Annotated in this window: 8 protein-coding genes; 5 read left to right on the top strand and 3 right to left on the bottom strand. The window is 68.8% G+C overall.

Annotated elements, in window-relative coordinates; genetic code table 11:
• Positions 1–148: 148 nt before the first annotated feature.
• The 4 genes from IT306_25450 (at position 149) to IT306_25435 (ending at position 4,352) form a co-directional block, all read left to right on the top strand.
• Positions 149–850 carry a GntR family transcriptional regulator gene (locus tag IT306_25450; GenBank protein ID MCC7371790.1) on the top strand — a complete coding sequence of 234 codons (702 nt, stop codon included), beginning with the start codon at positions 149–151 and terminating at the stop codon, positions 848–850.
• Positions 851–1,026: 176 nt separating this feature from the next.
• A complete protein-coding gene (locus tag IT306_25445) occupies positions 1,027–3,024 on the top strand; it encodes a dehydrogenase E1 component subunit alpha/beta (protein ID MCC7371789.1) in 1,998 nt (665 codons plus the stop codon).
• A gap of 95 nt (positions 3,025–3,119) precedes the next feature.
• Positions 3,120–3,323: a hypothetical protein gene (locus IT306_25440; GenBank protein ID MCC7371788.1), complete on the top strand. Its 204-nt coding sequence runs from the start codon at positions 3,120–3,122 to the stop codon at positions 3,321–3,323.
• A gap of 81 nt (positions 3,324–3,404) precedes the next feature.
• Positions 3,405–4,352: a TerC family protein gene (locus IT306_25435; protein MCC7371787.1), complete on the top strand. Its 948-nt coding sequence runs from the start codon at positions 3,405–3,407 to the stop codon at positions 4,350–4,352.
• 71 nt (positions 4,353–4,423) lie between these two features.
• Here the strand turns inward: IT306_25435 and IT306_25430 are convergent, their stop codons facing one another.
• Together IT306_25430 and IT306_25425 are read right to left on the bottom strand one after the other, a co-directional pair.
• Complete coding sequence (locus tag IT306_25430) at positions 4,424–6,550, bottom strand: phospholipid carrier-dependent glycosyltransferase (GenBank protein ID MCC7371786.1); 2,127 nt, start codon at positions 6,548–6,550, stop codon at positions 4,424–4,426.
• A gap of 137 nt (positions 6,551–6,687) precedes the next feature.
• Positions 6,688–7,272, bottom strand: a complete 585-nt coding sequence (locus tag IT306_25425; protein ID MCC7371785.1) for a hypothetical protein — start codon at positions 7,270–7,272, stop codon at positions 6,688–6,690.
• A gap of 218 nt (positions 7,273–7,490) precedes the next feature.
• On the opposite strand from IT306_25425, the gene IT306_25420 reads away from it, so the two are divergent.
• A complete protein-coding gene (locus tag IT306_25420) occupies positions 7,491–9,422 on the top strand; it encodes a M48 family metalloprotease (protein ID MCC7371784.1) in 1,932 nt (643 codons plus the stop codon).
• A 51-nt stretch (positions 9,423–9,473) separates the two neighbouring features.
• Here the strand turns inward: IT306_25420 and IT306_25415 are convergent, their stop codons facing one another.
• Complete coding sequence (locus IT306_25415; protein MCC7371783.1) at positions 9,474–11,888, bottom strand: glycosyltransferase family 39 protein; 2,415 nt, start codon at positions 11,886–11,888, stop codon at positions 9,474–9,476.
• Positions 11,889–12,107 lie beyond the last annotated feature (219 nt).

Raw genomic sequence — 12,107 nt, 5'->3', positions numbered from 1 at the left:
GTGCAAGCGCTTGCAGTTGTCAGATGGTGCATGCGGATCGTCTGTAGCCGACAGTTGACAACGGCTTGCCAAAACACCATAGTCACCGGCACATCGTGTCGTGTGTGTGGGCAGGAGAAGGGGAACACTCCAGTGCTGGAGGTAGACAATGGTGGTCGCTGACCGGAAGTCGACTCGTCTGGAACGGCTTGAGCCGCGCGCGCTGAGCCGTCGGATCGTCGATCAGCTCAAACGTGTGATCATCGCCGGTGAGCTGCGGCCGGGCGACCGCGTGTTGGAGACCGAGCTTGCCGAACAGCTCGGCGTCAGCAGGGGGCCAGTGCGCGAGGCGTTCCGCCAACTGGAGCAGGAGGGGCTGCTCGTCAGCTACCCGCACCGTGGCACGTTCGTGGCGACGGTCCCCGAAGACGAGATCGAAGAGGTCTATGCGCTGCGGGCGCACCTTGAGGCGCATGCCGCTCGGCGGGTGGTCGTCGAACGGCGCGACGAAGCGCTTACACTGCTCGGCGATCTGGTCGACCAGATGCTGGAAGCTGCGGCCGCGCGTGACTTGCCGGCCGTCGCCGATCTCGACCTTCAGTTCCACGACACGCTGCTGGAGCTGTCGGGCTATCAGGGGCTGCACCGCATCTGGCGCAGCATGGATGGCCTGGTGCGGGCACGCACCTACGCCACGCTGGCCCTGCCCGGCCGCGAAGAGCTGATCGAGTACACGGCGAAGTCGCACCGGCCCATCGTCGAGGCGATCCGCTCCGGCGATGTCGAGCGGGTGGACGCCGCCGTCAAGCACCACATCCACGAAGTGCCCAGCTTGATGGCCGGCAAGCTGCCGGCCGACGCCAACGCCTGACACCCACGATGTGACCGGGGATCACGTTGCCGGCTGCCGGCAACGTGATCCCCGGCCGGCGCTTCTTCGGTACCCTCTCTCTGCACCGGACGCCGCGATGTGCGTTCGCTGGGCTTCGCGGGCGGCCTCCCGTCCAGGGATGGCTCAACGCCCCGGCCGGACTCTGGGGAGAGCGTATGACTGTCACTGGCCGGACTGTCACCGAGACCATCGACGTCTCAACTGAGAAGCTGCTCGAGATCCACGCCTCGATGGCTCGCATCCGATCCTTTGAGGAGCGGATGCGTGAGATGTTTCTGGCGGGCCGCTTGCCGGGCTTTGTCCATCTCTACGTGGGCGAGGAGGCCGTGGCGTCAGGCATCTGTGGCGCGCTGCGGCCCGACGACTACATCGCCTCGACCCATCGCGGGCACGGCCACGCGCTGGCAAAAGGCGCCCGCATGGATCAGATGGCCGCCGAGATCATGGGCAAGTCGACCGGCATGTGCGGCGGCAAGGGCGGCAGCATGCACGTGGCCGACTTCTCGGTCGGCATGCTCGGCTGCAACGGGATCGTGGGGGGCGGTCTGGGGCTGGTGGCCGGCGCGGCCTTCTCCGCGAAGTACCGGGGCACCGATCAGGTCGCGGTGGTCTTCTTTGGGGATGGCGCGTCCAGCAAGGGGCAGTTCCACGAGGCGCTGAACTGGGCCGCCGTCAAGAAGCTGCCAGCCATCTTCGTCTGCGAGAACAACCACTACGCCCAGTTCACCGATCCGCAATTCACCATCTCTGTCGAGAACATCGCCGACCGGGCGGCCGGCTACGGCGTCCCTGGCGAGGTCGTAGACGGCCAGGACGCTGTGGCCGTCCACCAGGCGGCGCGGCGTGCCGTCGAGCGGGCGCGGCGCGGCGACGGCCCGACGCTGCTGGAGATGAAGACCTACCGCTACTACGGCCACTACGTCGGGGATGCCGAACGCTACCGCGCGCGCGAAGAGGTCGCGGAGTGGCGCGGGCGCGATCCGCTGCGGCTGCTTGAGGCTCGTCTGCTCGCCGAGCAGCGCTGCGACCAGGAGGCCATCGACGGCAACCTGAAGGCCGCCGAAGACGAGATGGACGCCGCCGAGCGGTTCGCAGTCGAGTCGCCGCTGCCGCCGGCCGAGGACGCGTTTCGGGACGTCTACGCGCCATCACTGGTCACCGAGGAGAAGCCGGGCGGCGAGCCGCGGACGCTCCTGTTCGGCGAGGCGACCCGTGAGGCGATGCGCTCGGCGATGGAGGCCGACAAGAACGTCGTCGTGATGGGTGAGGACATCCACTGGGGCGGCAACTTCGGCCAGTTCAACGGCCTGTATGACGAGTTCGGCGCGGAGCGCGTGGTCGACATGCCGATCTCCGAGCCGATCATCGTGTCGGCAGCGCTCGGCGCGGCGATCACCGGCCTGCGCCCAGTTATCTCGATGAGCTTCGTGGACTTCACGCTCAGCGCCGCCGACGAGCTGCTGAACCAGGTGGCGAAGATTCGCTACATGTTCGGCGGGCAGATCCGCGTGCCGCTGGTGTTCCGGGCGTCGGATGGCGCGGTGCGGCAGGCGGCGGCTCAGCATTCGCAGTGCCTCGAAGCGATCTTCGCGCATATCCCGGGGCTGAAGGTGGTGGCCCCATCCACGGTGGCCGACGCGAAGGGGCTCCTCGCCGCCGCCATCGCCGACGGCAACCCGGTCATGTACCTGGAGCACAAGCAGCTCGGTCCGGGGCGCGGCCCGGCTCCGGCCGGCGAGCACGTCATCCCGATCGGCAAGGCGAAGGTCGTGCGTGAGGGGTCCGACGTGACGGTGGTCACCTACTCTCGCATGGCGATCCTGTCGCAGGAGGCGGCCGAATCGCTGGCGGCCGAGGGCATCAGCGCCGAGGTCATCGATCTGCGCTCGCTGGCGCCCATCGACTGGGAGACCATCGGGGCGTCGGTTCGCAAGACACACCGCGTGGTGGTGGCCCACGAGGCGTACGAGTACGCCGGTCTCGGGGCGGAGATCGCGGCGCGCATCGGCCGCGACCTGTTTGACGAGCTTGATGCACCCATCGAGCGCGTCGGCGCGAAGCACGCCCCGATGCCGTTCAGCCCGCCGCTGGAGAACCAGATTCTGCCGAACGTGGACGACATCCGCGCCGCGATCCGGACCGCCGCCGGGTAAGCCAAACGACCGAGCAGTTCACGACTGTCAGTTCATCGTCGCGGGTTGGCCGACGTGCATAGAATCGTTCTCGGAGGTGGAACCGCGAAGGTCGCGTGCTCATCACGCTCGACAAGGATTTCGGTGACTTGATCGTGCGCGACGGCCGTCCGCACGCGGGGCTTTTGCGCCTCGTGGTGGACTCTGTCGTCGAACAGTCTCAGATGATCTTTGATGCGATACGACTGCATCCAGCCGATGTCGAAGCTGGCTCGCTCGTCACAGTGGAAGAAGACCGTATTCGTGTCCGGCCGAAGTGATCTGTGGGTTTCGTGAAATAGCTAGACCGGGGGCGCGGACGGCGGTATCCTGACGCGGCCATCACCAGACGTGAAGGCAAGATGAAGCCGTGGCCGGCGGTCGCCTGCTGCGCCTCATCTGCGAGATCGGGGGACCGCTTGGACTGGCTCACCGGCTGGATGTCGAGTCCCGAGGCATGGGTGGCGCTGGCAACGCTGACGGCGCTTGAGATCGTCCTTGGCATCGACAACATCGTCTTCATCTCGATCCTCTCCGGAAAGCTGCCGGCCCATCAGCAGCGGAGGGCGCGCCAGGGCGGACTCGCGCTGGCGCTGATCTCGCGCATCTTGCTGCTGTTCTCGATCTCCTGGATCATGACCCTGAACACGCCGTTGTTCTCGATCTTCCACAGCGAGATCACTGGCAAGGGCATCATCCTCATCGTCGGCGGCCTGTTCTTGATCGGGAAGGCGACCTACGAGATCCACGAGCGGCTTGAAGGCGAGGAAGGCCACGGGAGCGGCGGTGCGACGGTCTCGCTGGCGGCCGTCCTGATCCAGATCCTGCTGCTGGACGTGGTCTTCTCCATCGACTCGGTCATCACGGCGGTCGGCATGGTGCGCCAGGAGTGGTCGGCCATCATGTACGTCGCGGTGATCGTCGCCGTGGCGATCATGTTGGTCTCCGCAGAACCCGTCAGCAAGTTCGTCAACCAGCATCCGACCGTCAAGATGCTGGCGCTGGCGTTCCTGATCCTGATCGGCATGACGCTGGTGGGCGAGGCGTTCCACTACGAGATCCCGAAGGCGGTCGTCTACGGCGCGATGGCGTTCTCCGTCTTCGTGGAGGTCCTCAACCTGCTGGCCCGCCGCAAGCGGGAGCGGGCTGTTCACCTTCGCCCAGCCTACGCCAAGGAGTACTTGGAGCCGGGCACCGAGACCGTGCCGGTCCCGAGCATGGTCAACCGGCTGCAGCCGGCCAGCCCGGTCGCGCGGGGTGGTGGCGGTGGCGGGCAGCGCGGCGGCAAGCGCCCCCGCAAGCGTCGGTAGGCAGCGTATGCCCACCGCAAGTGACGGTAGGTAGCACACGCCCTCCGCATGCGTCGGGCGCTGCCCGGGGTCTACTGGACCCGCACGCTCAGCGACGGGAAGACGAGCCGGTCGGGCAGGCGCGGCGCTCCGACCGGCCACGATGTGACCGCGAAGGGCGTCCCACTGCCCGGCTCGCGGACGCTCAGGCCGACCATGTAGCGTCCGAGGCCGTTCGGTGCGCGGAGCTTGAGCTCCGCCCGCGAGCCATCGGGAAGCAGCGCGCGCGTCACCGTGGCCTCGACATCCCGCGGGTTGGCGGCGTTGACCAGGACCGCCTCGACCTCCAGCGGGGTCACGAACGGCGTCTGGCCGGGGCCAGGGCGGCGGCCCTCGGCGCTCGGCGGCCCGAGCGCGACGGTCACCGTCACCCAGCCGCGCCGTCCCACGATGCTCGGCTCGACCGACAGGCCGCGGGCCTCCAGGTTGCCGGCAAACGACGGTGGATCGAGCGCATAGAGCTGGGCGTACGGAATGCCTGCGATCTCGACCTCGGCCAGCGGCGCGCGGGCGGCGATCGCGCCTTCCAGCGCCGCGCCGCCCAGGTGACGCTGCGAAGCGGCCACGTACCGCACGGCGTAGTCGGCGATGTCGTACTGATCCAGATCGACTGCCCGCCCCTGAATCTGGGCCTGGAGCACCTCGGGATACGGCGTCGAGACGGTCAGGAACTGGGCGTCGCCGCGCGCGTTCAGGACCGGTGCGAGCTGATCCAGCCCCTCGCCCCAGCCGACCGAGATGGTCGCGTCAGCAGTGCGTGCGCCGCCCAGCAGCGGGTTGTACGCCGCCAGCGGATAGGGCCAGACGAGCGCCAGCAGGGCGCACTCCACGGCTGCGACACCGCCGGCCAGGACGCCAGGAGACACGGCCCGCCAGCGCCGGCACACCTCCGCGAAACCTACGCCCGCCGTCACGATCAGGAACGGGATGGCCGGCAGGATGTAGCGGTCGGCCTTCTTCGGGAGCAGCGCCAGGACTGCCGCCAGCCCCAGGCCGATCAGCAGCGTGACGCCGATGCCGTCGCGCAGGCGCGGCGCTCGGAGCAGGAGCCAGAGCAGCAGCCCGACGATCGCCAGCGGGCTGAGCCGCAGCGGCAGCGCCAGCGCGTAGTAGAGGGGGCCGGGATCGGGGATCGGCGTGCCCAGGAAGAAGCTGCCGGCGTCCATCGGCGAGCCGCCCTTCTCCTGGGTGTAGACGGCCATCCGCTCGATGGCGCGGAGTGGACGCGCCCAGAGCGCCGGCCAGAGGGCGAACGCCACCGCAATGCTGCCCGCCAGCCAGGCGGCCAGCCAGCCAATCAGGCGGATCAGACGTCTGAGCATCGGCCTGGGCTTTCTCGCTGCGTCGTCTGACGCGTCGTCGGCGTGCCCCACGAGCAGGCCGGCGCACGCGGCCACCGGGACCGCCCCGAACAGGGCCAGCGCCGGCGTCTTGGTGAGTAGCGCCAGGCCGGTCGTGAGCGCGCTGACGGCCAGCGACCATCCGCCAGCCCGCCCCGATCCGAAGGCCACTGCTGACAAGACCGCCGCCAGCATCAGCTCAGCGAGCAGGGCATCCGTGCGAAGGATGCGACCGTGCGCCACCAGAAACGGCTCAAGCGCCAGCATCAGCCCGACGATTGCGCCGGAGGCTGCTCCCCAGAGCCGCCAGCACAGCAGCGCTGCCAGCAGCACCAGGGCCGCGTGGACCGGTGTCAGCAACGCCCTGGCCGCCACCAGCGTGTCGAAATACCCGGGGACGGCAGCGGCCCGCCGCGAGTCCGGACCCAGAAAGTCGCCAGCGTACGGGCGCAGACGGTCCGGGCCGAGGCTGAGCGCGACCAGCATCTGGACGGTCGCCTCGGGATGGCCGATCTGATAGACGCCCCACCAGTCGGCGCGCTCCAGCGCCAGCGCGACGTTGGCGCTCCGGATCAGGGTCAGGTCTTCGTCGGCGGTGGCGTGCTGGTCCAGGGAGAGCACGCGCGGCGCCCACGCCAGCAGGAACAGGGCGAGGACCGCCACCACCGGTCCAACGACCGGCAGCCTGCGGGCGTCCGGGCGTGTGATGGTCGTGGTGCGGGGCCGCGCGGCTGCCCGCCGCTGGGCTGCCGCCTCGCGGAGCAGCTGGCCGGGCGTGCTGTTCGACGGGCGGGTGGGCGTCGCCAGGGCAGTCTCCAACGGTTGCGGTGCGAGGCGCTGCGTCGTGCGGCGGCGCGCGGCTGACTGCCGCCGGTGGAACTGCCGCCGGTGGGACTGCCGAAGGATACACGCGCGGTCGGCCCGCCCGCGCCGATTGCCTGCTCAGGGCGCCCGGTCTACGCCGCGAGCTTCACCGTGGTGCGAGCCGGACAGCGATGGGGTGCGTCTACGTTACGCGGGACCGGCGCGGTCTGCATCCACCGCTTGATCGGCGGCGGGCAGGTGCAGCGGCCATGTTTCCGGAGGTAGACGCCGGCCAGCGTGGACCAGTTCAGCCCCGCCAGCAGCAGCCCGGCCACCACGAGCGATGTGCGCTGCCACCCCAGCGCATCCTGCGTCCTGCCGGCCGTCTCATACACCATGAAGGCCCAGGCCCCGAACGCTGCCAGCCACATCGTCGTGATCCAGATGAAGACGACGACGATGCGCCGCGTCAGGAGCGCCCACCGCTCGCGTTCGACGATCGCGGAGGGCAGCATCGTCAGGAGGGCGGCGAGGGACCAGAACCCGCCGACGTTGATGAAGAACCACCAGCCGCGCGGCCCCTCTCCCCACGAGATGAGCGCGCCGAGGGCAGCAATGAAGAGGATGGTGGCAAGTACGTACTTGCGGTAGTTTGAGACGGCCTTCTGGAGCTTCACGACCGTCTCGCGCGGATCGGCTCCCGAGTCAAAGCCCAGCCACCACGCCATGTCGAGCATCGAGCTTCCTCCCCGCACAGACTGGTGTGCACGCGCGAAGCCGGACCTGCGCGCGACCACGCTCCGTCCATCGGAATGCTGTCGTGTCCCAGCGACCCTGAATGCGTTTCAGTCTCTATAACGTGACGGAGTCACTTTCAGTGACGCATCTTCGTTGCACTTTGGTGATACGCTTGCCCGCCGCCGGCAGCGCCGAGCGCCCAATCGGAGTGACCAGCATGTCAACCTCCGCTCCCGACTATGCGAGTCTCGCCACCCGCGTCGAGCAGCTGGCCGCCGAGCGGCCTGACACCTATCGACGGCGATTGCTGTTCGTCGCCGGGCTCGGCTACGCGTACATCGCACTGGTGATCGCCGCGCTGTTCGGATTTGTGGCGCTGCTGCTGCTCCTCGCGATGTTTACTGTGGCGGATCTCGGTTCGTCATTCGTCGGGGGCGTCGTGCGCCATGCGCTCCTGATGAGCGCGCTGCCGGGCCTCGGCATCATCTACTTCGTGGTACGTGGCCTCACGGCTCGTGGCTCGGCGCCCCAGGGCCTCGTCATCGCCCGCGACCAGGCCCCCAGGTTGTTCGAAACCCTCGAGACCGCCCGGACGGCCACCGGTGCGCCGCCGATCCATCGTGTGGTGCTCTCCGACGAGTTCAATGCCGCCGTCTGGCGTCAGTCGCGCTTCGGCCTGCCTGGCTGGACCCGCAATCACCTCGTGCTCGGCCTGCCCCTGCTCGACGCACTCTCTCCGGATGAGGCCGTCGCGGTCATTGCCCATGAGTTCGGGCACCTTCAGGGTCGGCAGGCGAAACTGTCAGGCCAGATCTTCCGCGTGCAGGCGACCTGGATCTCGCTCCTCGATGGACTCGAACGCGGTGACCGAACCGTCCGGTTCCTCTTCCGCCCGTTCTTCAGCCGCTACGTTCCGTACTTCATCGCCTATGCGTCGGTTGCCGTCCGCGGCCACGAGCTGGACGCCGACCGAGTTGCCGCGTCACTGGCTGGCCCTCGGTCGCTCGGGGACGGTCTCACGCGACTGGAGCTTGTCGGAGCGCGCCTCGCCCGCGAGTTCTGGCCGAGCCTGTACGAGCGCTCGAAAGGGTCGCCCGATGCTCCCGAGACCGTCTTCACGGAGCTTTCCGCGGTCACTCGCGTAGCACCAGCAACCGGGCGGCGGGTGGTGACCCTGGACGACATCCTCGCGCAGGAGGGGGACGCCTTTGACACCCACCCGCCCCTCCGGGTGCGACTCGCCGCCCTGGGGCAGGATCCGCGAGTACCGCCGCCCATCGACGTCAGCGCGTCCGAGGTGCTGCTCGGTGAGTGCCTGCCGGCCCTGCGCGACCGGATGAACGCGACCTGGCGGGCCGAGGCGAGCGACTGGTGGCAGGAGCAGTACGCTGATGCCTGCGAACGGGCTGATGCGCTCCAGCAGCTCGAAGCCGAGGCCGCTGGGCGCGCCTTCTCGGTTCGCGAGCAGTGGGTCCATGCCTGTCTCGTCGAGTTGGTCCGAGGAGAGGGCGCAGCGCTTTCCGCGTTCCAGGCGCTCGTTCGATCTCGCCCGCGCGATGCGAAGGCTCATCTCAACGTCGCCCGTCTGCTGCTCGAGCAGGGCGATGTCGCCGGCATCGACTCGCTCGAAGTCGCCGTGCGGCTGGATCCGTGGCTTGCAGTGCCAGCCCTCGGCATCGTGTACGAGTACCTTGACGAGCGGACGTTTCCCGCCGAGCACACGCTCTGCGCTCGCTGGCTTGAGCGCGTTTGCCAGTCGCTTGAGCAGCACGCAGATAACCAGATCGCACCCCCGGATCGACAGCTCTATCCGCATGGCCTCTCTGACGTCGATCTCGCTCCGTTGATCGAGCTGCTGGACGGTTGTGACGCGGTTGGCGAGGCCTACCTCGTGCGGCAGGATTGGCCGGCGTTCCCGGAACTCACATGCTATCTCTTGGTCGCCGGCATCGTCCGCTCTGCGCGGCGCGACCAGGCGGCCGTGGACGGCGCTTACGTGGCGCTCAACGGCGCCCCCGAATTGCCGGCCATCACGTCCTTCTTGGTCGTCCCCGACGCGAAGGACGCCGTCCTCCGGCGTGTGCGCCAGTGCCCTGGCAGCACGATCTACCAGCGGACGGAGCGCGGGCAGCAGCGACGCGCAGCCTGACCGAAGTCTGACGCTGGTGGTCTGTCAGTCGTGAACGACCGGGACGGGTCACTAGAGGCCCATGTAGCGCGGTCGCTCGATGCGGACGCGCTCGATGCGACGGGTGTTCTCGCCGTCGCGGATCTCGACCTGGATCGTGCCGCGCCCGGCCACGTCGAACGGAACGTCCAGCGTGGGCGACGGCTCGAAGCCGCGCAGCCGCTCCTCGCCGCGTACCGTCCGTAAGCTGAAGGCATAGCGTGGATCGGCGAACTGGCCGGGCGGCATGCTGGCCTGCAGCTTCAGCACCAGGTCGCCGCTCGGCGCGCGGCTGGGCCAGAAGAGGACGCGCGGGCGGTCATTGGGGAGCACCAGCCAGACATCCGCGCTCAACTGGTCAGCGAGCGCCTGCCCGCCGACGGTCAGCTTCTCGACCAGCGCGCGCTCGCGGGTCAGGAAGGGGCCGCGTAGCTCGGCGGCGCTGGCGGGCGTGCGCTGGTAGTGGGTGCGCCGCAGCAGGCTCGGTCCGAGGACCGTGTAGTCGGGGAAGTTGGGGACGCCGGTGTCCTCGACATAGACGTCAGGGATCTCGTCCGGCGGGTACTTCTGATCGAGCACGGCGGCGGCTCGGGCCGGTGTTGGCGGGTTGCCGTTGAAGACGAAGTACTGCTCCGGGCGCGGCACGCGCAGCACCAGATCGGGCGGCGCTTGCTTGTTGTGCTGGACCACGTCCTGCATCTCGCCGACGAGGATCGCGCCGACGACCAGCGCCAGGGCAGCGCCAAGGCGGGTCGGCAGCAGCACGAAGAGGGTCGGGCCGAGCGCCGCCAACACGGCCACCATCTCGATCAGGTAGCGGATGTTATTGACAGAATAGATGCTGACGGTGTTCAGCGCGACAAAGTAGCTCAGCCCGACGATGGCCAGCCCGATGGCGTACCACCAGCGCACGCCGAGCCGACGCCGCGCGAAGGGCAGGGCCACCAGCGACGGCAGCGTCACCAGCAGGAACGACGCCCCCAACCCCGTGTGGTTGCTGTCGTAGCGATGCGAGACGTGCCGGATCAGTCCGGGCCAGTCGGTGTGGACGGTGATCGAGGCGTCCGGCAGGCGGAACCCGAGCGCCTGGGCCTGGCGGGTGAACCACGGGTCCAGACCGTCCTCGAAGCGATCTGGCAGCAAGGACGGCGGTGTCAGCACCTGGAGGCCAAGGGCCAGCGTGTTGAACTCCAGCAGGCGGAGGCGGTGCAGCGGTCCGGTCGCCGTGCCGTCGCGCTGGCCGAGCTGGAACTCCTGCCACTGCGGCGGCGCGATGACGTATCCACGAGAGACCATGTTCCGCAGAAGGAACGGCATCCCGACGAGCACGAAGATGACGGCGCAGGCGGCGAACGTCGGGATGGCACGCGGCAGGCGGCGGCGCACGGCAGCCCGCCCGAGCGTCGCCAGCCAGACCAGCCCCAGGCCCGGCATCACGAACCAGACGGTCGGCTTGGTGGCGAACGCCAGCGCCGTGGCCGTGGCCGCCGCCAGCAGCCAGCCGCGCTGGCTCAGCGCAAAGCCGCGCCGCAGGAAGTAGAGCGCCGAGACGATCCAGAGCGCGATGAACGTGTCGAAGTTGCTGGTGGTGGTGTGCAGCAGCAGCATCGGCATCGCCAGCGGCGTCAAGGCAGCGAACACCGGGTAGGGCTTCGGCCAGCCGAGGCCGCGGGCCAGGGCGTAGACGACGACGGTAGTGGCGCTGGCAGCCAGGAACGAGAACGGGTTGACCAGTACGTCCGTCCGCAGGAACAGCAGCTGGACCGCCACCACCGTCTGGTGGAAGTACTGCATGAACTCGTAGTAGTTCGCGTCGTTGAGGCCGAACGTGCCGTACTGGACGAACCGCACCGAGCGCGGCATGTAGTGGGTCAGGCTGTCGCCGACGTTGATGCCGGCGAAGAAGCTCAGGACGAATTCGGTGGCGAGCAGCAGACCGGCCGCCAGGATCAGGAGGGCGGCAGCCGCCCAGCCAATGCGGGAGGCCAGGGGAAGGCCCTCACCCCCCGACCCCCTCTCCCTGTGCGCGGGAGAGGGGGAGCTGGCTCCCCCTCTCCCGCGCACAGGGTGAGGGGGTCGGGGGGTGAGGGCCTTCCCAGCCCGGGCGGTGACGGCCCCCCTTCCGAGCGTCGCAGCCGCGCCGCACACCGCTGCCGCCACCACCCACGCTCGCTCGCTGCCGAGCAGCACCACCAGCGACAAGACCTCGGCAGCCGTCGCGAACGTGGCGAAACCGAACGTCAGTGAGGCCAGGAACAGATCGAGGCGGGTGCGGGCCGGCACGATCGGCGAGGCCAGCCCGTGCCCGGCCAGCCCGAAGCCGCCGACGACCACGGCAAACCCGAACATCGGGAGATCGAGCAGCAGCGCCAGCACACCGCTGGCGAGCAGCAATCCGAGCGGAATGGCCAACTCGCGGTGCAGGAGGGGGGCGGTCAGGCGTGTCACAGGAGGCGAATGGTAGGGCCGAAGCGCCGATCAGGGCAACGGGTGCGGGCCGACCCTCAAGGCAATCGCATGTTGATATCGTCGTGCGTCGTCGTCGGGGCTTGAAAGCCCCGCCTACCATCCTGCAGTCGCTGCGCGACGCTCCAGTCGCACCAGTGCCTGCCGTTCCCGACGGCCGTCGCGCAGCGACGGTGTGACTGTAGGCGGGGACTTCAGTCC

The organism is Chloroflexota bacterium (assembly GCA_020850535.1).
Lineage (GTDB): Bacteria > Chloroflexota > UBA6077 > UBA6077 > JACCZL01 > JADZEM01.
Note: the sequence above shows the minus strand (reverse complement) of the source record. Positions and strands in the feature narration are given on the sequence as shown.

Coding starts and splice junctions, on each gene's coding strand:
- IT306_25450 (MCC7371790.1), top strand. CDS start 149: ATGGTGGTCGCTGACCGGAAGTCGACTCGTCTGGAACGGCTTGAGCCG.
- IT306_25445 (MCC7371789.1), top strand. CDS start 1,027: ATGACTGTCACTGGCCGGACTGTCACCGAGACCATCGACGTCTCAACT.
- IT306_25435 (MCC7371787.1), top strand. CDS start 3,405: ATGAAGCCGTGGCCGGCGGTCGCCTGCTGCGCCTCATCTGCGAGATCG.
- IT306_25425 (MCC7371785.1), bottom strand. CDS start 7,272: ATGCTCGACATGGCGTGGTGGCTGGGCTTTGACTCGGGAGCCGATCCG.
- IT306_25420 (MCC7371784.1), top strand. CDS start 7,491: ATGTCAACCTCCGCTCCCGACTATGCGAGTCTCGCCACCCGCGTCGAG.